We start from the raw sequence: 19721 nt of genomic DNA, 5'->3' as shown, positions 1-19721 counted from the left end.
ACCAATGATCCAGATGCAGACCAACCTGGATGTTGCTGACAACAGCGGCGCGCGCCGTGTTCAGTGCATCAAGGTCCTGGGTGGTTCCAAGCGTAAATACGCATCCGTCGGCGACATCATCGTCGTGTCGGTCAAGGAAGCCATCCCCCGCGGCCGTGTGAAGAAAGGCGACGTGCGCAAGGCCGTTGTCGTGCGCACCGCCAAGGAAGTCCGTCGCGAAGACGGCACCGCGATCCGCTTTGACCGCAACGCCGCCGTCATCCTCAACAACGCAGGCGAACCTGTCGGCACCCGTATCTTTGGGCCGGTGGTGCGCGAGCTGCGCGCGAAAAACTTCATGAAGATCATCTCGCTCGCGCCGGAGGTGCTGTGATGGCTGCTAAGCTCAAAAAAGGTGACAAGGTCATCGTGCTGGCCGGCAAGGACAAGGGCAAGACCGGGACCATTTCCCTCGTCAGCCCCAAGACCGGCAAGGCCGTCGTGGACGGGATCAATATGGCGATCCGTGCCACCAAGCAAAGCCAGACAACGCAAGGCGGTCGCATCCCCAAGGCGATGCCGATTGACCTGAGCAATCTGGCCTACGTGGATGCCAACGGCAAAGCCACGCGCGTCGGCTTCAAGATGGACGGCGACAAGAAAGTGCGTTTTGCCAAGACCACGGGAGACGTGATTGATGCTTGATAGTGCAAATTACACCCCGCGTCTGAAAGCCGCCTACCGCGAGACGATCCGTCCCGCGATGAAGGAAGAGTTCGGCTACAAGAACGACATGCAGATCCCGCGTCTGGACAAGATCGTCCTGAACATCGGCTGCGGTGCCGAGGCCGTGCGTGACAGCAAGAAAGCCAAGTCAGCCGTCGAAGATCTGACGCTGATCGCGGGCCAGAAGGCGCTGACCACCACCGCCAAGAAATCCATCGCGGGTTTCCGGGTACGTGAGGACATGCCGCTGGGGGCCAAGGTGACCCTGCGCGCGGACCGCATGTATGAATTTCTGGACCGTCTGATCACCATCGCCATGCCACGCATCCGCGACTTCCGCGGCGTGTCCGGCAAGAGCTTTGACGGCCGTGGCAACTATGCCATGGGCCTGAAGGAGCATCTGGTGTTCCCCGAGATCAACTTCGACAAGATCGACGAGAACTGGGGAATGGACATTGTGATCGCCACCACGGCGGCAACCGACGCTGAAGCAAAGAGCCTGTTGAAGCATTTCAACATGCCTTTCAACAGCTGATCGGGAGGGATTTGATATGGCTAAGAAATCAATGATCGAGCGCGAGAAGAAGCGCGAACGTCTGGTCAAGAAATACGCCGCCAAGCGCGCGGAGCTCAAGGCAATCGTGAACGACCAGGAAAAGCCGATGGAAGAGCGTTTCCGCGCCTCCCTGAAGCTGGCGAAGCTGCCGCGGAATTCCTCCGCTGTGCGCTTGCACAACCGCTGCCAGCTGACGGGTCGTCCGCACGCGTACTATCGTAAACTGAAAATTTCGCGGATCGCGCTGCGGGACCTGGGCTCACAAGGCCAGATCCCCGGCATGGTCAAGTCGAGCTGGTAAGGAGGGCTAGGCAATGAACGATCCTATCGCAGACATGCTGACCCGTATCCGGAACAGCCAGTTGCGCGGCAAATCCACCGTGGTCACGCCCGCGTCCAAGTTGCGGGCCTGGGTGCTGGATGTGCTGGCCGACGAAGGCTACATCCGCGGCTACGAAAAGATGACGGGCGCCGACGGCCACCCCGCCATCGAGATCAGCCTCAAGTACTACGAGGGCGAACCTGTCATTCGCGAGCTCAAGCGGGTCTCCAAACCCGGTCGCCGCGTCTACATGGGCGTCAATGACATCCCCGTTGTCCGTCAGGGCTTGGGCGTGTCGATTGTCTCCACCCCCAAGGGTGTGATGTCGGACCAGGCTGCACGCAGCGCCAATGTCGGCGGCGAAGTGCTCTGCACCGTATTCTAAGGAGGGCATGATGTCTCGTATTGGTAAAAAACCGGTCGATCTGCCCTCGGGTGTGAGCGCATCGGTCAGCGGCCAGACCGTTGAGGTGAAGGGTCCCAAGGGTACCCGCTCGTTCCGCGCGACGGACGATGTGACCATCGCGGTCGAGGACAATGTGATCACCATCACGCCGCGCGGCAAATCCAAACGCGCGCGGCAGCAGTGGGGCATGTCCCGCACGCAGGTGCAGAACTGCGTCACAGGTGTCACCGAAGGCTTCAAGAAAGAGCTGGAGATCCAGGGTGTGGGCTACCGGGCGCAGATGCAGGGCAACACCCTGAAACTGAACCTCGGCCTCAGCCACGATGTGGATTACACCGCACCGGACGGGGTGACCGTCACCGCGCCCAAGCAGACCGAAATCATTGTGGAAGGCATTGACGAACAGCTTGTTGGTCAGGTTGCCGCGAACATCCGCCAGTGGCGCAAGCCCGAGCCCTACAAGGGCAAAGGGATCCGCTACAAGGGCGAGTTCATCTTCCGCAAAGAAGGCAAGAAGAAGTAAGGAACGCAAAAATGGCAAACAGCAAAAGAGACCTGTTCTTGAAGCGCCGCCTGCGCGTTCGGAACAAACTGCGCAAGGTGAACGCGGGCCGCGTGCGCCTGTCCGTCCACCGCTCCAGCAAGAACATCAGCGTGCAGCTGATCGACGATGTGGCAGGCCGCACACTGGCCTCCGCCTCGACGCTGGAGAAGGACCTGGGCGTGGTCGGCAAGAACAACATCGACGCGGCCACCAAGGTGGGCGCGGCGATTGCCGAGCGGGCCAAGAAGGCCGGTGTCGAAGAAGCCTATTTCGACCGCGGTGGTTTCCTCTTTCACGGGAAGGTCAAGGCCGTGGCCGATGCCGCCCGCGAGGGTGGTCTGAAAATCTAAGCGTGGGGGGCCTTTTGGCCCTCCCGATGATCCGGGGGCCCCGCGCCCACCAGGATTGAGTGTACCGGGCCCGCGCGGCCCACATCAAAGGAGGCCTGCATGGCCAGAGACAATCAACGGGGCGGCCGTCGTGATCGCGATGAAGCGCCCGAATTCGCGGACCGTCTGGTCGCGATCAACCGGGTTTCCAAGACCGTCAAGGGTGGCAAGCGTTTCGGCTTTGCAGCCCTCGTCGTCGTGGGCGACCAGAAGGGCCGTGTGGGCTTCGGCAAGGGCAAGGCCAAAGAGGTGCCCGAGGCGATCCGCAAGGCCACCGAGCAGGCCAAGCGCCAGATGATCCGCGTGCAGCTGCGCGAAGGGCGCACGCTGCACCACGACATGCACGGCCGTCACGGCGCGGGCAAAGTGGTGATGCGCACGGCTCCTGAAGGGACCGGGATCATCGCCGGTGGTCCGATGCGGGCTGTCTTCGAGATGCTGGGTGTCAAGGACGTGGTGTCCAAATCCATCGGCTCGCAGAACCCCTACAACATGATCCGCGCGACCATGGACGGTCTGCGCAAGGAACAAAGCCCCCGGTCGGTCGCGCAGCGTCGTGGCAAGAAGGTGGCCGACATCCTGCCCAAGCGCGAAGACAGCACCGAGTCCTCCGCGCAAGTGGCTGAGGAGGCGTGAGCATGGCCAAGACGATTGTAATCAAGCAGATCGGCTCCCCGATCCGCCGCCCCGCCAAACAGCGCGCAACGCTGATCGGGCTGGGCCTGAACAAGATGCACAAAACCCGTGAGCTGGAAGATACGCCTTCCGTGCGAGGTATGATCAACAGCATTCCGCATATGGTGGAGATCGTGGAAGAGCGCGATTAATCTGCTTTGAAGATGAATTTTTGGACGCCCTGCAGGAGACTGCGGGGCGCTTTTCGTTCGTGCGAGCAGTTTATGGGTAATTAACCTTTGTCGTGTAATCTTATCAGCAAGTGATACATTTTTGAGAGTAGGAGCAGTCCCATGAACAGTATAGTCTTTCTAGTATTGTGCGTCGTCGTTATAGGTGCATCTAGCATACTGCTGTCTGCGGCACTCGGCATTACTGTTCCCTACGCAATGGCAATTGGCTCTCTTTCAGTCGGAGCTATTACTGCAATCACGAAGAATTGGCCGCACTCCAAGGACTAACAAATGCAGCTTAGTTCGCGCACCAGAGTCCTATTCGTTGATGACATATTGGATGAAATCCAGATCTACATGACCGCACTTGAAGCTGATGGGGCCAGTGTTTCAGCATGTTCGTCAAGCGCGGACGCAAAGAAGCTGATTGAGGCGGGCGACTTTGATGTTGCCGTGATTGACGCAAATTTCTTGCCGTCTTCGAAAATCGCGTTGTTAAAGGAACAGTTGCGGGCAACCGGTCTGGAGCAGAACGTTGATGAGGAAGGGGAGGGGTTTAGGCTGGTTTCGTGGATTCAACAGAATGCGCCGGAAGTTGGCACCGTGGTTTTGACCGCTGAGAGATTGACGGCGGAAGATGAAGTTACTGGTCTCAGTCTCGGGGCTGACCTTTATCTACGAAAGGGTGTATCTCAGCCTGTCTTTTGTTCGAGTATTAAGTCGCTGGTCAGGAGGCTTTTCCCCTTTCGCACCCAATTTTCTCGTTTTGGTGAACTTCGTCTAGATCTCGACGCGGCGACTCTCGAAAATTCTACTGGTCATAGAATAAGGCTGACAGAAGCTGAAACGATACTGCTGAGGGAGGTTTTGTCGAAGTCGCCAAAGACTTGTACGCGCGCCCAATTGTACAGAACAATTTTCGGGAGGGACCTGCCCTCAAAAAATGACCGTGCAGTCGACAACATAGTTTCTAGGTTGAGAAAGAAGTCTTCATCCAAGCTGTTGACCGAGCTGCCTGTCGAGACCCGCTATGGAGGCGGTTATTCGTTCAGTGGTTGATCGCCGGTGCCCGAGTTCGAACCGCCGAAACAAGCGCTTGATCCATCCTGCAAGCCCGTCTATACGCCCACGATCACCAAATCGGTGATCAGAATCGAAACGCCGTGGTTGCCCGCTCCCGTCGCTGGGGGGTACATCCGGCAAAAGGAGAAGCGACAATGAAACTGAATGAACTTTCCGACAACGATGGTGCCGCCAAGAAGCGCAAGCGCGTGGGCCGTGGTCCCGGCTCCGGCACCGGTAAGATGGGTGGCCGCGGGATCAAGGGTCAGAAGTCCCGCTCCGGTGTGGCGATCAATGGCTACGAAGGCGGGCAGATGCCGCTCTACCAGCGCCTGCCCAAGCGTGGCTTCAACAAGCCAAACCGCAAGCAATACGCGGTTGTCAACCTCGGCCTGATCCAGAAATTCATCGACGCAGGCAAGATCGACGCGAAATCCGCCATCACCGAAGACGTGCTGATCGCCAGCGGTCTGGTGCGGCGCAAGCGCGACGGGATCCGTGTTCTCGCCAAGGGCGAGGTGACGGCCAAGCTTGACCTGACCGTGACAGGCGCGTCCAAATCCGCCGTGGAAGCGGTGGAAAAAGCGGGCGGCTCGCTGAGTGTCTCCGCACCGGTCGCGGAATCGTCAGAGGCGTAAGCGCCCAGTTCAGGCTTGTGGGCAGGCCACGCGCCGCTTACATATGCCCTTGGAGTTTTTTGACGCGCCGCCCGCCTCCACCGGCTTGGGCGGCGCATCTGTATAGAGAGAGCCACATCAATGGTATCTGCTGTCGAGAACATGGCTGCCAACACCAGCTGGTCCGCACTGGGTAAGGCAACCGATCTTCGCAACCGTATCCTGTTCACGCTGGGCCTGCTGATCGTCTACCGGCTGGGCACCTTCATCCCGGTGCCGGGCATCGACGGTGTGGCGCTGCGCGAGTTCATGGAGCAGGCGGGTCAGGGCATCGGCGGCATGGTCTCCATGTTCACCGGGGGTGCTCTGGGCCGGATGGGGATCTTTGCGCTCGGGATCATGCCCTATATCTCGGCCTCGATCATCGTGCAGCTGCTGACCTCGATGGTGCCCAAGCTCGAACAGCTCAAGAAAGAGGGCGAGCAGGGGCGCAAGAAGATCAACCAGTACACCCGCTACGGCACCGTGTTCCTGGCCACGGTGCAGGCCTACGGGCTGGCCGTCAGTCTGGAGGCGGGCGATATCGTCACCGACCCGGGGATGTTCTTCCGCGCGTCCTGCGTGATCACGCTGGTGGGCGGCACCATGTTCCTGATGTGGCTGGGCGAGCAGATCACCGCACGTGGCATCGGCAACGGCATCTCGCTGATCATCTTTGTGGGTATTATCGCCGAAGTGCCCGCGGCCATGGCGCAGTTCTTTGCCTCCGGTCGCTCCGGCGCGATCAGCCCGGCGGTGATCATCGGTGTGATCGTGATGGTGATCGCCACCATCATGTTCGTGGTCTTCATGGAGCGGGCGCTGCGCAAGATCCACATCCAGTACCCGCGCCGTCAGGTGGGGATGAAGGTCTACGATGGCGGCTCCAGCCACCTGCCGGTCAAGGTGAACCCCGCGGGTGTGATCCCGGCGATCTTCGCGTCTTCGCTGCTGCTGCTGCCGGTGACGATCAGCACGTTCTCGGGCAATTCGACCAACCCGATCATGTCCTGGCTGCTGGCCAACTTTGGCCCCGGGCAGCCGCTCTATCTGGCGTTCTTCACGCTGATGATCGTGTTCTTTGCCTATTTCTATACGTTCAACGTCAGCTTCAAACCCGATGACGTGGCGGATAATCTCAAGAACCAGAACGGCTTTGTTCCCGGCATCCGGCCCGGCAAGAAGACGTCGGAATACCTGGAATATGTGGTCAACCGTGTGTTGGTGCTGGGCTCCGGCTACCTCGCGGCGGTGTGTCTGCTGCCCGAGATCCTGCGCGGTCAGTTCGCCATCCCCTTCTACTTTGGTGGTACTTCCGTTCTGATCGTTGTTTCGGTCACCATGGACACGATCCAGCAAGTGCAAAGCCATCTGCTGGCGCATCAATACGAAGGCCTGCTTGAGAAGTCGCAGCTGCGCGGCAAGTCCGGCGGAAAACCACGCAAGAAACGGAGCCCTGTCCGCCGATGAATATCATACTGCTGGGGCCTCCGGGGGCCGGAAAGGGGACGCAGGCGCGTCACCTCGTCGAGACGCGCGGCATGGTGCAGCTGAGCACCGGAGACATGCTCCGCGAGGCCAAGAGCAGCGGCACCGAGATGGGCAAGGTCGTGGCCGATGTGATGGCGCGCGGCGCGCTGGTCACGGACGATATCGTGATCGGGCTCATTCGTGAAAAGCTCGCAGCGGGTGCAGAGGGTGGGTTCATCTTCGATGGCTTCCCCCGGACCTTGCCTCAGGCTGATGCCTTGGCGGAACTGCTGGCCTACGAGGGTCAGTCGCTCGACCGGGTGATTGAGCTGCAAGTGGACGAAAACGTGCTGATCGACCGCATCGTTGGCCGCGCGCAAGAGGCTGCCGCCGCCGGTCAGCCGGTGCGGGAAGATGACAATGCAGAAAGTCTCAAGACCCGGCTCATCGCCTACTACAAGCAAACCTCGCCTCTGGTGGGCTACTACTATGCCAAGGGCAAGCTGACCCGGGTGGATGGTCTGGGCAGCATCGACGCGGTTCAGGACGAGATCGCCATCGCGCTGGACGGCTCGTCAACGGCCAATACCTGAGCCACGAAAGAGCGGTTTCGGCGCGCTGTCTCGGCATCTTTGGCACCTGTCTCCGCGCGGGGGGAGCGCCGGGTTGACGCCATGGGAAAAAGCCCATAACACGCGCTATCTCTAAGTCGAATCAAGTCGCACGGCGGGTCTGTCCCGCAGCGCGAGATTACCTGAGCATCATATGCCCGACGCCGTCAAAAGCCTCGGGTTTCTCCATGCAAGACACCGGGCACGCATAGCGCTCTGTGAGTTGTGAAAAAAGGGTCTGGCACTACGGACCCGCAACGAAAGGAAGACGACACGTGGCACGTATTGCCGGCGTAAACATCCCGACTGCAAAGCGGGTTCCAATCGCCCTCACTTATATCACCGGTATCGGCAACTCCTCCGCGCGCGCGATCTGCGAAGCGGTTGGTATCGACCCGACCCGCCGGATCAACGAACTCAGCGACGCCGAGGTCCTGTCGGTCCGCGAGCACATCGACGCAAACTACACCGTCGAAGGTGACCTGCGTCGCGACACGCAGATGAACATCAAGCGTCTGATGGACCTTGGCTGCTACCGTGGCCTGCGCCATCGCCGGAACCTGCCCGTACGCGGCCAGCGGACCCACACCAACGCACGCACCCGCAAAGGCCCCGCGAAGGCCATTGCCGGCAAGAAGAAATAAGGGAGGGTCTGACAGATGGCACGTGACAGAACCCGCACGAAAAAGAAGGTCTCCAAGAACATCGCCGCCGGTGTGGCGCATGTGAACAGCTCCTTCAACAACACCAAGATCCTGATTTCCGATGTGCAGGGCAACGCGATCTCCTGGTCGTCCGCTGGCACCATGGGCTTCAAGGGCTCGCGCAAATCCACACCCTACGCTGCGCAGATGGCCGCAGAGGATGCAGGGCGCAAAGCGCAGGAACATGGCGTCAAGACGCTCGAGGTTGAAGTGCAGGGCCCCGGGTCCGGCCGTGAAAGCGCGCTGCGCGCTCTGGCGGCGGCAGGCTTCAACATCACGTCGATCCGGGATGTGACGCCGATGGCGCACAATGGCTGCCGCCCACCCAAGCGCCGCCGCGTTTAAGGGTCGGATAGTTTGCGGGGTTGCGCGTGTCTGCGCGGCCCCCGTTCGCTTTTTGAAACCTCGAGAGTCTTGGCCATTTGGACATGAGGCCTAGACAAGGATGGAGGGACGCATGATCCACAAGAATTGGGCAGAACTGATTAAACCGCAGCAGCTGGACGTCAAGCCGGGCAACGATCCGGCGCGTCAGGCGACCGTGACAGCCGAACCGCTGGAGCGCGGCTTTGGTCTGACCATGGGCAACGCCCTGCGCCGCGTGCTGATGAGCTCGCTGCAGGGTGCGGCCATCACATCGGTGCAGATCGACAACGTACTACATGAGTTTTCCTCCGTCGCCGGTGTGCGCGAGGACGTCACGGATGTGATCCTGAACCTCAAGGGTGTGAGCATCCGCATGGAGGTCGAAGGACCCAAGCGGCTGTCGATCTCGGCCAAGGGTCCGGGTGTTGTGACCGCCGGTGACATCTCGGAGAGCGCGGGCATCGAAGTGCTGAACCGCGATCACGTGATCTGTCACCTCGACGATGGTGCGGATCTCTACATGGAACTCACCGTCAACCAGGGCAAAGGCTACGTCTCCGCGGAGAAGAACAAGCCCGAGGATGCGCCCATCGGTCTGATCCCGATCGACGCGATCTATTCGCCGGTCAAAAAGGTCAGCTACGATGTGCAGCCCACCCGCGAGGGCCAGGTGCTGGATTATGACAAGCTGACCATGAAGGTGGACACGGACGGCTCGATCACGCCGGATGACGCGGTGGCCTTTGCCGCGCGTATTCTGCAGGACCAGCTGGGCATCTTCGTCAACTTTGACGAGCCTGAATCCGCCTCCCGCGCGGATGAGGACGATGGTCTGGAGTTCAACCCGCTGCTGCTGAAGAAAGTGGATGAGTTGGAGCTGTCGGTGCGGTCGGCCAACTGTCTGAAGAACGACAACATCGTCTATATCGGCGATCTCATTCAGAAGACCGAGGCAGAGATGCTGCGCACGCCGAACTTTGGCCGTAAGTCCCTGAACGAGATCAAGGAAGTGCTGTCGGGCATGGGTCTGCATCTTGGGATGGATGTCGAGGACTGGCCGCCGGACAACATCGAGGATCTGGCCAAGAAATTTGAAGATTCCTTCTAAGGGGTCTTCAGCATGCCCGCTCTGTGCGGGGACGATCCGGGCCAGCGTGCCCCAAGGAGAACCGGGTGACACGCATCACCCGGTCAGACAAAGCAAAACCGCCCGTAGAGGGCACCGTTAGGAGATAGAAAATGCGTCACGCACGTGGATACCGCCGCCTGAACCGCACACATGAGCACCGCAAGGCGCTCTGGGCCAACATGGCGGGCTCGCTCATCGAACATGAGCAGATCAAGACAACGCTGCCGAAAGCCAAGGAACTGCGCCCGATCATCGAAAAGATGATCACGCTGGCCAAACGCGGCGACCTGCACGCGCGCCGTCAGGCGGCTGCCAAGCTGAAGCAGGACCAGTATGTCACCAAGCTCTTTGACGTGCTGGGGCCGCGCTACAAGGACCGTCAGGGCGGCTACGTACGCGTTCTGAAAGCGGGCTTCCGCTACGGGGATATGGCGCCCATGGCGATCATCGAATTCGTGGACCGCGACCGCGATGCCAAGGGCGCCGCCGACAAGGCGCGCCTGGCCGAAGAGGATGCCGCCGAGGCATAACCCCGCCTGTCCGACACGCACCACGGCCCTCGCCATCGGCGGGGGCTTTTTTGTGGGCGCCGCAGGGTCCCGTCTCATCTGGGGGCTGCCGGATCTCGCACCGGCGGCAACACTCGCGCCTGAGGGGGTGCGGTGTCAGTCCTCGCGCGTGAAAACCAGACGCGCGGTGACCGGTGTTGCCCGCGTGATCCCGTCGAGCGAGGCGAGCTCCTGCAGCGTGTCGATGCCGCTGTCGATGCCCAGCTCATCCGTGGCCAGGAACACCATGTCATTCGTGGTGACCATCACGCTGTCGTCGCCCAGGCGGAACACCACCACATTGGTGTAGACGGAGACGTCCTCGCCCAGAAAGGAGAGGGTGCCATCGAACTCGGTCGTGGCACTCTCGCCCGCGGCCAGCGCGTCGAACTGCGCCAGATCAATCGCCGCGCTCAGCTCTGCCGTGACAAGCCCGGCGAAGACGTGTTCCTGCATACGTTCGTCGCGGATGTCGATGTTTGTCTGAACGGTAGACAGGTCGATGGTGACCGACACGGCCTCGTCCGTGGCCTGACCGCTCAACCCGGCAAAGCTGTGGACCTCTGCGGTGTAGTCGTTCTTGATGGAACCAAAGGCCAGATGCGAGGCATCACCGTCGAGTGTCCAGTTGCCCGCATGGGCGTGTGCCGCGATCCCGCAGGCGATTAGAGTAGCCAGTGCCGTGAATTTCATGAAAGGTCTCCCTGATTTCTGATATGGCAGACGGGCGTCTGTCATTGAGAGGCAAACACGGCAGCCACGGATTTTATTCGATGCACGGCAGAAAAAAAATCCAGATCGCCATCGCCGGTGCCCATCCGGCGGTCTGGCGGTTCGCGCTTGCGATGACCGGACGGCGCGACATCGCAGAGGATCTGGCGCAAAGCACGATGCTGCGCGCGCTGGAGCGGATAGCACAATTCAAGACGGGGTCGGTGGAGGCCTGGTGCATCACCATTTGCCGGTCCATCTGGCTGAACGAGGTCCGCGCGCGGGCGGTGCGCGACCGGGCGGCCATCTCGCTGACCGATGACGCCGATATCATGCAGGTTTTTTCGCAAGCCGAAACGAATTTATTCGCCCGGGAGGTGTTTACCAAGGTAATGAGTTTGCCCGAGGCGCAGCGCGAGACTGTCGCGCTGGTGTATGTCTCGGGTTTTACCTATGCGGAGGCTGCAAAAATCCTCGGCGTGCCCATCGGGACCGTGATGAGCCGCCTTGCCGCTGCGCGGAGCAAGCTGCTGACCTGGAGCAATGCGAAGGATCTCAGACATGAAGTACGATGACGCGGAGCTGACGGCCTTTCACGAAGGAACGCTTGACCCGGAACGGGCCAAGGCGCTTCTGCGCGATTTGGAGCGTGACGAGACGCTGGCACGCCGTCTGATGGCCGCCGATCCGGCAGCGCCAATCGTGCAGGATGCCTTTGCCCGGATCGCGGTGCCGGACAGTGCGCGCATTATGCCCCCTGCACGCACCGGTCTGTGGAGGGTCTGCGCTGTCGCCGCCAGCATCGGCGCCGCGGCTGTGATGATCTGGAGTTTTCTGCCGCCGCCCGGGGAGGCATGGCACCGTCAGGTCAGCGCGTATCAGGTTCTCTACACGCCCCAGACGATTGCCATGATCGAGCCGACGGAGGCGGGACTGGCCGAACAGTTTGCCGCCCTCAATCAGGCCCTATCGACCGGGTTCGGGGTTGATGCCCTCTCGGATATCGAGGGGCTGGATCTGTTGAGGGCCCAGCTTTTGGGGTTTGAGGGGGCGCCCTTGGGTCAAATCGTGTTTGCCGATGCGCAGGGGCGACCCATAGCACTCTGCCTCATGGCCGGTGGGTCGGAGGCAGGGTTCACGCAGGCGGCGTTCTCCGGGCTCAACACCGTCAGCTGGGGCTCCGCGACGCACGGGTTCCTGCTTGTCGGACCGGTGTCACAGCAGGAATTGCATGGCTGGGCAAAGGTGTTGCAGCCCCGCGTCTAGGGCTCTCGCCTTGGACGCAGGTATCCTTGTGGTTCCGGGCGGCTCTTCGCGGCTTAAGTCCTGAGAGATTTGGACGTCCAGACGATCACGCCCAGCACCACACCCCAGAAGGCACCGCTGATACCCAAAAGCGTCATGCCGCTGGCTGCGACAAGAAATGTCAGCGCGGGCGCCTCCTTCTGCACCGGGTCGCTGAAGGCGGCAGAGATGGCGCCGACCAGTGCCGGTATCAGCGCCAGCCCGGCCACCGCCGTGATCAGATCCACGGGCGCCAGCCGGGCCAGCGATGTGACAAGTGCCGCGGCAAAGGCCAACGCCACGTAGACAACGCCGGAGGTGATCGCGGCCCAGTAGCGCGTCGCGGGGTTCGCCCCTGCGTCCTCCCCTGCCATCATCGCGGCGGTGATGGCCGACATGTTGACCGGGATGGATCCGAAAGGTGCAAAGGCAAGGCTGACAAGACCGGTTTTCTGCAGCATTGGCTGGCGGTTGACCGTGTAGTTGTTCAGCTCCAGCACGGTGAACCCCGGGATGTTCTGACCTGCCATGGTCACCAGATAGAGGGGCAGGGAGACGGACACAAAGGACTGGGCGGTGAAGGTCGGCAGGATGGCGGCAAAGGCGGGTAGCCAGCGCTGAGGACCTTCGGTTGGCTGGGCGGAGGGCTCGATGACAACCCCCAGCACCGCCAGAAAGGCGATGACCGCAAAGGGCATGGCAGCCAGTCTGTTCCAGCTGAGCCCGATCAGCCACGCGCCAAGAACCGGCAGGACCAATAGCGGGATGCTCCCGAGTGCCATGGCGGGCGCCAGGCAGAGTTTCAGCAGCACCCCCGCCAGCAAGGCATTGGCAATGGGTTTCGGGATTGCCGCGACCAGACGGCCGAGCACCGGCACGAAGCCCGTCAGGATGATCAGCGCGGCACACAGGATCATCGCGCCCACGGCTTCGCTGAAACCACCGGGCAAGACGGCAGTGGCAGCCAGGAAAGCCGCCCCCGGGGTCGACCATGCCACCGCCGCGGGGATCCGGGTCACCGCGGGCAACCAGATGCTGCAGAGACCCATGCCGAGCGTCGCAAAGAACAACCCCGTGGCGGCCTGGGTATCCGAGGCCCCCACGGCGGTCAGCCCTGCCAGGACGATGGCAAAGGAGGCCGCATACCCCACAAAGGCAGCGAGCACGCCCATGTAGATGGCGGGGAGGGAGATGTCGCGGATCATGGGCGGCGGTTGGTCTTGTTCTGTGTCGGATCCCTCTTGGCAGAATGAACGCCGCTCTACCAGAGCAGACAGGGTGTCCGGTTGGACCGCGTCTGGGCCCGGCCTCCCCTCGCTTGGAGTGGCACTGACTGTACCGGGAAGGGTGCCGCGTGTGTGGTTGACGGGTGGCGGACGGGCACGCGCCGTGACGGCACGGATGATCTGGCGCACCGGTGGCTGCGCCTTGCGGGCAGGTCAGTGGCAGATGGTCACGGGTGGCGCCTCACCGGGCTGGCCTCACTCCCGGATCGCTTCGAACTCCAGCACGATGTCCACTTCGTCGCCCACGAAGACCGGGAGGGCATAGGTGCTGCCGAAGTCGCTGCGCAGGATGGTGGTGGTGGCAGAGATGCCGATGGTCTCCTTGCCGTGGCAGCACGGGTAGTCGGCCAGCTGGTTCATCGTCACGTCGAGCGTCACCGGCTGCGTCACGCCGCGGATCGTCAGATCACCCGTGACGGTGCCCGTGGTCTCGGATGTGGCCGTGCCGCTGTCAGCGGTGAAGGTGATCTGCGGATGGGCCTCGGCTGCGAGGAAATCGTCGGATTTGACGTGGGTATCGCGCGCCTCATGGAAGGTCTGAACGCTGGCCGTACCGATGCTCACCGACACATCTGACAACGTCTGGGTCTCTTCGTCGTAGACAAAGCTGCCCTGCACCTCGGCAAAGCGGCCGAGGGTGTTGGCATAGCCTGCGTGCATGATCGAAAAGCCGACCCACTGGTGATCGGGGTCAATAGTGTAGGTGGCGCTGTCGGCCAGTGCGGCGGTAGGCAGGGCAAGGGCGGCAGTCATGGCGAGGGCGGCAGCGCGCGGTCGGATCAATGGCATGGGGTAAAATCCTCTCAGGTCAGGCGATATCTACGTGCAGGGTGAATTTGGGGTCCTGACTGCCAGCATGCCGTTCTTCCGGCACATCGAAAAGGCCGTTGTTGATGCTGGCGGCGCTCAATCTGGGCAAGGTGGTCAGCACCGCAATGGGGATCGCCGCGATGAGCGCCAGCAGAACCGGCGCGCCGAAGGCCACCGCCCAGGGGGCATGGAGGCCGAGCCAGACCAGCAGCCCCAGCCCGACAAGGGTCTGCGGCCACAAGACCCGTGCCGCCTCGCCCCAACCCAGCCGCGCGCGGCTGCGTTGCTGCGCATCCCATCCCACCCGTTTGCCCATGAGCAGCCCGATGGTGAAGAGCGTCAGGCCAAAGGCGACAATCGGGGCCGTCAGCATGGACAGCAGGATTTCCGCCAGACCGCTGACCGCGACGCGGGCGCGACCCCCGTAGGCTTCCGCCCGCTCTGATGAGGCGAGGATCTGCGCGAGCCCCATCAGCTTGGGCATCAGGTTGAGGGTCATCAGCAGCCCGAAGAAGGCGAGGCCAACCCAGAGCGGCACCCCCTCGATCTGCGCAGGCTGCGCCGCCAGCAGCGCGCCCATACCGATGAACAGCATCCAGGCGGGGGCGGCCAGATACATCTGAATGGCGAGGTAAAGCTGGATCCGGCTGACCGGCTTGAGACCGGGCGTGCGCAGCAGATGCAGGTACTGCATATTGCCATTACACCAGCGCAGCTCCCGCCGGATGAAATCCGCGAGGCTCGGGGGGTTTTCCTCGTGGCTGCCGGTTTCCTCGGCAATGACGCGGACCTCATAGCCCGCGCGGCGCATCAGCGTCGCCTCCACCTGATCGTGGCTGAGGATATCGCCTGACAGCGGGCCGCGCCCGGGCAGGGTCGGCAGCATGCAGTGTTCGTGAAAGGGGGCGGTGCGGATCAGCACGTTATGGCCCCAGTTGGGTCCGCAATCGCCCTGCCACCAGGCCGAGCCCAGCGTGTAGGCGCGCATCCCGTGGCGCATCCCGAACTGAAACGCGCGGGTGAAAAGCGTGCGTGCGGGCAGCCCGGTGACAAGGCTTTGCAGGATGCCGATCTCCGGCGCTGCCTGCATCACGCGGACCATGCGCAGCACGGTCTCGGCGTCCATCACGCTGTCCGCATCCAGTGGCAGAAAGAAATCGTACCGCGCCCCGTGCCGGTCCAGAAACTCCGCGATGTTCCCGGCTTTGTACCCGGTGTTCTTGTCCCGGCGATGGTAGCTGAGCTGCACGCCCGGTACCTGCTTGCGCCAGGCGGCGATGCCGGTTTCCTCGCGCAGTGCAATCGCGGGGCGGTCCGTATCGCTGAGCACGTGGAACTCGAAGAACGCGGACCAGGGCGTGCGCGCCAGCTCCTGTTGCACTGCGCGCAACCGGGTCAGCGAGGCTTGCGGGTCTTCATTGCGCAAGGGCATCACGATGGCCGTGCGTGTGGTGACCGGCGCGTCCGGCCTCACACGGTCCAGCGCGGGCGTGACATAGCTGGCAGCGGCTTCGCCGTATCTTCGGTCCAGCGCGAAGCCGATCAGGCTGTTCCAGAGCCCGATGGACAGCCATGGCAGCGTGACCATGTAGGCCACCAGCATCACCGTTTCCGTCCAGACCCATCCACCCGTCGACAAGATCGCGACCATGCCCGCAGTCAAGGCTGCGATTGTCAGAAGGTTCAGGGCCAGCACCAGCCGTCGCCTTACCACAAGGCGGGCGCGTTCCGCGGTGCGCCGGTGGCGGTCGGGGTGCAGTTGTGCGGGGGGAGATGTGGTGGGGTCGGCCGCGCTGCGGTCAGATACTTGTTGAGACACTTGGACTATCCTGCGTTTACTGCCGGACAAAATTGGCGCGTTAACTTTTGAGGTCCAATGACTTTTCCGTTTTTAATCATTACAGTCGCTGTTTCGGCGGAAACCCTCCGATGGATGGGGTGCCGGTGGTGAGGATGCGGGCAACCTTTGCGGTGCCGGGCGATCTGAACGCGCTGACGGGCGGCTACATCTACGAAAAGCAGGTGTTGATGGGCTTGCGCCGCGCCGGATGGGAGGTGGATCATCTGGCCTTGCCCGGCAGTTTCCCCGACCCGACAGAGGCTGATCTCAGCGTGACGGAGGCAGCGCTGGCCGCTTTGCCGCCTGACGATCCCGTGCTGCTCGACGGGTTCCTGCCCGGGTCGATGCCGCCTGAGCGGTTGCGCGCGCTGCGGGCGCCTTTTGTGGCGATCACCCATCATCCGCTGGGATATGAGACCGGCTTGCCACCCGCGCGGGCCGCCCATCTGGTCGCGGTCGAGCGGGCCAATCTGGCGCGCGCTGCGCATGTGGTGGTGCCCAGCCCGCACACGGCAGCGGTGCTGACCTCTGATTTTGACATCGCGGCGGAGCGGATCACCATCGCGCGCCCCGGTATTCATCCACCCGTCGCGCGGCAGGGCCCGCCTGCGGACCCGCCGGAGATCCTCTGCGTGGGTCAGTTGGTGCCGCGCAAGGGTCAGGATGTGCTGCTGGCGGCGCTTGCGCAGCTGGTGGATCTGCCCTGGCACGCGCGGCTCGTCGGCGGCACGGCGGACACCGCCTATGCGGAGCGCCTGCGCGCTCAGGTCGGGGCTCTCGGCCTCGGTGCGCGCGTCAGCTTTACCGGGGCTGTCCCGCCCGAGGCACTGGCAGCGCACTACGCACAGGCCAGCCTCTTTGCGCTGCCGACGCATTATGAGGGCTACGGCATGGTCTTTGCCGAGGCGCTGTCCTACGGGCTGCCCATCGTGACCTGCCGGGCGGGGGCCGTGCCTGACACCGTCCCGGAAGACGCGGGCCATCTGGTGCCGCCGGGGGACGCGGATGCCTTCGCCGCCGCCTTGCGGGCGGTGCTCAGCGATGCGGGTCATGCCGCAGCGCTGGCCAAGGCTGCCGCGCGACATGGCCGGGCGCAGCCCTTGTGGGACGATACCGCGGCGACGGTGGCGGCGGTACTGTCGCGCCTGTGATCAGCGCACCAGTTGCTCCGGCGCATAGCGGGCAAAGACCGCAACCTCCGCCCAGGCGACCAGCGCGTGACCCGCAACCGCCAGCAGCGTGAGGGCGGCGACCGCACTCCACAGCATGTTGTAATCCGATGTGGAGGCGGCCAGCGCCATCAGGTTGCCGGTGCCGGTGCCCGTGGCCAGCCACTCCGCCACCGTCACGGCAAGCACCGCGGCAGGCACCGCCATGCGGGCGGAGGCGAAGAAGGCGGGCAGGGCCGAAGGGATCCGCGCATCCAGCAGCATTCGCCAGCGGCCCGCGGCGTAGCTGTCGAAGACGCCGACGATGGCCGCTGGCACCCGTTGCAGCCCGTGCAGACAGGCGATCAGCGTCGGGAAGAAGATCATCACGGCGACGATCGCCACCAGCCCGCCTGCGCCCCGCCCTGCCGCCAGCACGATCAGCGGTGCGGTTGTCACGATGGGGACCGCGCGCAAGGTGACGGCGACGGGCAGCACGACAGCCGCGGCGCGCGGCAGCAGCACGCAGAGCCCGGCGAGCCCCGCGCCCGCGGCCAGCCCGGCGAGGTAACCGGGGCCGACGGTTGATGCGGTCTCCGCCAGCGCGCTCAGCAGGGTGTCGCGCGCGTCCTCGCGGGTGGTCAGGAACTGCCATACATCCGCGGGGCGTTTGGCAAAGAACCGGTTGAGGTCAAACGCGGCCATCACCCCGTGCCAGAGCGCCAGTGTGATCCCCGCCATCGCCAGCGGCTGCAGCGCGCGCTGCCAGAGCGGCGCGGATCTCGGTGCCGCGGGCGCCACGAGCAGCACCGGCGGCGCGCCGGGCCACAAGAGCCGCCCGAGTTGTCCTGCCGCCGCATAGGCCAACATCGAGACGGCGGCTGCCAGGGTGGCGAGGGTCCAGGTCGCGTCCACATCAATGCTGCGCATGGCACGCAGGGTGAGCACACCCATGCCGCGCTCCGCCCCGGTGAACTCGCCGATCATGGCCCCCAGAAAGGCCGCAGGGGCCGCGATCTGCAGACCCGCGACGAGGTAGGGCGTGGCGGCCATGGCTCTGACGTTGGTCAGCGCGCTCCACCGTCCGCGGCCGTAGCTCGCCACCAGATCGAGCCAGACCCGTGGCGTCGCCCGCAGCCCCGCCAACAACGGAATGAGGGTCGTGTAGAAAACGCTCAGCGCGGAGAGGGTGATTTGCGGCCCGGCGCCCGGGCCGTAGAGTACGCGAAGGATGGGTCCGGTCGCGACCAGGGGCAGGCAGAACACCACCAGCGCCAGCGTGCGGACGAGCCGCTCTGACATCGGCATCAGCAACGCGATGGCGGCGAGTGCGAGGGCCGCGAGATTGCCCCAGAGATAACCGAGGGCCGCCGCGCGCGATGTCTCTGCCAGCGCGCGCCCCAGCAAGGCGGCGTGGGTCTGGCCGTAGGCGAGGATATCGCGCGGGCCTGCCAGCAGGAACCGACCATCGAGTGCTGCTGCGGCCCCTTCCCAGACGAGCAGAAATCCCGCAAGGACCAAGCCTGCGCGCAGGGCGATCATTGCGCGGCCAGCGCGCTTGTCTCCGCCTGTGCCAGCGCCTGTTCGACCCGGGCAATCGTACTGCGGAAGTCGGCTGTGCTGAGCATCTTCGCCGTTCGGGGACGGTCGAGCGCCACGCTAATGTCCGCAACGACGGAAGCAGGGCGGTTGGACAGCACCACCACCCTATCGGAGAGCAGCACGGCCTCCGAGACCGAGTGCGTGACCATCAGCACCGTGGCGTTGGTCTGCTGCCAGAGTGGCGGCAGATCTAGGTTGAGCCGTCGCCGCGTCAACTCGTCCACCGCACCGAAAGGCTCATCCAGCAGCAGCACCTGCGGGCCCGTTGCAAGACAGCGCGCGATGGCGGCGCGCTGGCGCATCCCCCCCGAGAGCGCGCCGGGCCGGTGCCCTTCGAACCCGGCGAGCCCCACGCGGGCGATCAGATCCCGGACCAGCCCCGTATCTCCCGGCAACCGCGCAAGACGCCGCCCGAGTGCCACATTGCCCTGCAGCGTCCGCCAGGGCAGCAGCGCGTCCTCCTGAAAGGCGACGGCCAGCGCCCCGCGTGCGCGCAAGATGTCGGGGCTGTCCCCGCCCAAGGCCACGGTGCCGGTGTCGCTGCTCTCCAACCCGGCGGCGATGCGCAGCAGGGTGGATTTCCCGCAACCCGAGGGACCGACCAGCGCGAGGGTGCTGCCACCCGCGACGGTCAGGTCCATGGGCGACAACACGGGCACATGGCCGCGCGCGCCGGTGAAGGTCTTGGAAACGCCCGTCAGGCGGATCTCTACTGGCACGGGTG

General features: G+C 63.4%; 26 protein-coding genes. 20 read left to right on the top strand and 6 right to left on the bottom strand.

What is annotated here, in order from left to right:
- Positions 1–4: 4 nt before the first annotated feature.
- The 17 genes from rplN (at position 5) to rplQ (ending at position 10298) form a co-directional block, all read left to right on the top strand.
- On the top strand, positions 5–373 hold the full coding sequence (gene rplN, locus Q1A53_RS17345) for a 50S ribosomal protein L14 (protein WP_007427594.1): 369 nt from the start codon (positions 5–7) through the stop codon (positions 371–373).
- Positions 373–684: a 50S ribosomal protein L24 gene (gene rplX / locus Q1A53_RS17340; RefSeq protein WP_299968899.1), complete on the top strand. Its 312-nt coding sequence runs from the start codon at positions 373–375 to the stop codon at positions 682–684. Before rplN ends, rplX begins: the two co-directional genes overlap by 1 nt.
- Entirely contained in the window at positions 677–1240 is a 564-nt protein-coding gene (gene rplE / locus Q1A53_RS17335) for a 50S ribosomal protein L5 (RefSeq protein WP_299968898.1), read from the top strand. The genes rplX and rplE overlap by 8 nt, the downstream gene beginning before the upstream one ends.
- A 16-nt stretch (positions 1241–1256) precedes the next feature.
- Positions 1257–1562: a 30S ribosomal protein S14 gene (gene rpsN / locus Q1A53_RS17330; protein ID WP_299968897.1), complete on the top strand. Its 306-nt coding sequence runs from the start codon at positions 1257–1259 to the stop codon at positions 1560–1562.
- A gap of 13 nt (positions 1563–1575) precedes the next feature.
- Positions 1576–1968: a 30S ribosomal protein S8 gene (gene rpsH / locus Q1A53_RS17325; protein WP_299968896.1), complete on the top strand. Its 393-nt coding sequence runs from the start codon at positions 1576–1578 to the stop codon at positions 1966–1968.
- A gap of 10 nt (positions 1969–1978) precedes the next feature.
- The gene (gene rplF, locus Q1A53_RS17320; protein ID WP_299968895.1) at positions 1979–2512 is read left to right on the top strand and encodes a 50S ribosomal protein L6; all 534 of its coding nucleotides are present in this window, start codon (positions 1979–1981) and stop codon (positions 2510–2512) included.
- An 11-nt stretch (positions 2513–2523) separates the two neighbouring features.
- Positions 2524–2883 carry a 50S ribosomal protein L18 gene (gene rplR / locus Q1A53_RS17315; RefSeq protein ID WP_299968894.1) on the top strand — a complete coding sequence of 120 codons (360 nt, stop codon included), beginning with the start codon at positions 2524–2526 and terminating at the stop codon, positions 2881–2883.
- A gap of 99 nt (positions 2884–2982) precedes the next feature.
- The gene (gene rpsE, locus Q1A53_RS17310) at positions 2983–3558 is read left to right on the top strand and encodes a 30S ribosomal protein S5 (RefSeq protein WP_299968893.1); all 576 of its coding nucleotides are present in this window, start codon (positions 2983–2985) and stop codon (positions 3556–3558) included.
- A 2-nt stretch (positions 3559–3560) separates the two neighbouring features.
- Positions 3561–3749, top strand: a complete 189-nt coding sequence (rpmD, locus tag Q1A53_RS17305) for a 50S ribosomal protein L30 (protein ID WP_159974568.1) — start codon at positions 3561–3563, stop codon at positions 3747–3749.
- Positions 3750–4061: 312 nt separating this feature from the next.
- Positions 4062–4829: a winged helix-turn-helix domain-containing protein gene (locus tag Q1A53_RS17300; protein ID WP_299968892.1), complete on the top strand. Its 768-nt coding sequence runs from the start codon at positions 4062–4064 to the stop codon at positions 4827–4829.
- Positions 4830–4987: 158 nt separating this feature from the next.
- Positions 4988–5470 (top strand): 50S ribosomal protein L15, encoded by a 483-nt coding sequence (rplO, locus tag Q1A53_RS17295; RefSeq protein WP_299968891.1) that lies wholly within the window; start codon positions 4988–4990, stop codon positions 5468–5470.
- Positions 5471–5590: 120 nt separating this feature from the next.
- Positions 5591–6958, top strand: coding sequence for a preprotein translocase subunit SecY (gene secY, locus Q1A53_RS17290; protein ID WP_299968890.1), 1368 nt, complete (start codon positions 5591–5593; stop codon positions 6956–6958).
- A complete protein-coding gene (locus Q1A53_RS17285; protein ID WP_299968889.1) occupies positions 6955–7551 on the top strand; it encodes an adenylate kinase in 597 nt (198 codons plus the stop codon). The genes secY and Q1A53_RS17285 overlap by 4 nt, the downstream gene beginning before the upstream one ends.
- A 293-nt stretch (positions 7552–7844) precedes the next feature.
- Positions 7845–8213, top strand: coding sequence for a 30S ribosomal protein S13 (rpsM, locus tag Q1A53_RS17280; protein ID WP_299968888.1), 369 nt, complete (start codon positions 7845–7847; stop codon positions 8211–8213).
- Positions 8214–8228: 15 nt separating this feature from the next.
- Entirely contained in the window at positions 8229–8618 is a 390-nt protein-coding gene (gene rpsK, locus Q1A53_RS17275; RefSeq protein ID WP_299968887.1) for a 30S ribosomal protein S11, read from the top strand.
- 112 nt (positions 8619–8730) lie between these two features.
- A complete protein-coding gene (locus Q1A53_RS17270) occupies positions 8731–9747 on the top strand; it encodes a DNA-directed RNA polymerase subunit alpha (RefSeq protein ID WP_299968886.1) in 1017 nt (338 codons plus the stop codon).
- A 131-nt stretch (positions 9748–9878) separates the two neighbouring features.
- Positions 9879–10298 (top strand): 50S ribosomal protein L17, encoded by a 420-nt coding sequence (rplQ, locus tag Q1A53_RS17265; RefSeq protein ID WP_299968885.1) that lies wholly within the window; start codon positions 9879–9881, stop codon positions 10296–10298.
- Positions 10299–10433: 135 nt separating this feature from the next.
- Here rplQ and Q1A53_RS17260 read toward each other — a convergent pair whose 3' ends face one another.
- Positions 10434–11009 carry a YceI family protein gene (locus Q1A53_RS17260; RefSeq protein WP_299968884.1) on the bottom strand — a complete coding sequence of 192 codons (576 nt, stop codon included), beginning with the start codon at positions 11007–11009 and terminating at the stop codon, positions 10434–10436.
- An 80-nt stretch (positions 11010–11089) separates the two neighbouring features.
- Between Q1A53_RS17260 and Q1A53_RS17255 the strand changes: the two genes are divergently transcribed.
- Both Q1A53_RS17255 and Q1A53_RS17250 read left to right on the top strand, forming a co-directional pair.
- On the top strand, positions 11090–11602 hold the full coding sequence (locus tag Q1A53_RS17255; protein WP_299968883.1) for a sigma-70 family RNA polymerase sigma factor: 513 nt from the start codon (positions 11090–11092) through the stop codon (positions 11600–11602).
- Positions 11589–12293 carry a hypothetical protein gene (locus Q1A53_RS17250; protein ID WP_299968882.1) on the top strand — a complete coding sequence of 235 codons (705 nt, stop codon included), beginning with the start codon at positions 11589–11591 and terminating at the stop codon, positions 12291–12293. Before Q1A53_RS17255 ends, Q1A53_RS17250 begins: the two co-directional genes overlap by 14 nt.
- Positions 12294–12346: 53 nt before the next feature.
- On the opposite strand, the gene Q1A53_RS17245 is transcribed toward Q1A53_RS17250, so the two are convergent.
- The 3 genes from Q1A53_RS17245 to mdoH all read right to left on the bottom strand — a co-directional run bounded on the left by Q1A53_RS17245 (position 12347) and on the right by mdoH (position 16226).
- Positions 12347–13516 carry a benzoate/H(+) symporter BenE family transporter gene (locus Q1A53_RS17245; protein WP_299968881.1) on the bottom strand — a complete coding sequence of 390 codons (1170 nt, stop codon included), beginning with the start codon at positions 13514–13516 and terminating at the stop codon, positions 12347–12349.
- A gap of 276 nt (positions 13517–13792) precedes the next feature.
- Positions 13793–14386, bottom strand: a complete 594-nt coding sequence (locus Q1A53_RS17240; RefSeq protein WP_299968880.1) for a YceI family protein — start codon at positions 14384–14386, stop codon at positions 13793–13795.
- Between the two features lie 19 nt (positions 14387–14405).
- Positions 14406–16226 (bottom strand): glucans biosynthesis glucosyltransferase MdoH, encoded by a 1821-nt coding sequence (gene mdoH, locus Q1A53_RS17235; protein ID WP_299968879.1) that lies wholly within the window; start codon positions 16224–16226, stop codon positions 14406–14408.
- A gap of 110 nt (positions 16227–16336) precedes the next feature.
- On the opposite strand from mdoH, the gene Q1A53_RS17230 reads away from it, so the two are divergent.
- Positions 16337–17398: a glycosyltransferase family 4 protein gene (locus tag Q1A53_RS17230; protein WP_299968878.1), complete on the top strand. Its 1062-nt coding sequence runs from the start codon at positions 16337–16339 to the stop codon at positions 17396–17398.
- Here the strand turns inward: Q1A53_RS17230 and Q1A53_RS17225 are convergent, their stop codons facing one another.
- Both Q1A53_RS17225 and Q1A53_RS17220 read right to left on the bottom strand, forming a co-directional pair.
- On the bottom strand, positions 17399–18937 hold the full coding sequence (locus Q1A53_RS17225) for an ABC transporter permease subunit (RefSeq protein WP_299968877.1): 1539 nt from the start codon (positions 18935–18937) through the stop codon (positions 17399–17401).
- Positions 18934–19704, bottom strand: a complete 771-nt coding sequence (locus tag Q1A53_RS17220) for an ABC transporter ATP-binding protein (RefSeq protein WP_299968925.1) — start codon at positions 19702–19704, stop codon at positions 18934–18936. Before Q1A53_RS17220 ends, Q1A53_RS17225 begins: the two co-directional genes overlap by 4 nt.
- Positions 19705–19721 lie beyond the last annotated feature (17 nt).

It is taken from the genome of uncultured Roseobacter sp. (assembly GCF_947496515.1).
Lineage (GTDB): Bacteria > Pseudomonadota > Alphaproteobacteria > Rhodobacterales > Rhodobacteraceae > Roseobacter.
This window is presented reverse-complemented; position numbering and strand designations above follow the sequence as displayed.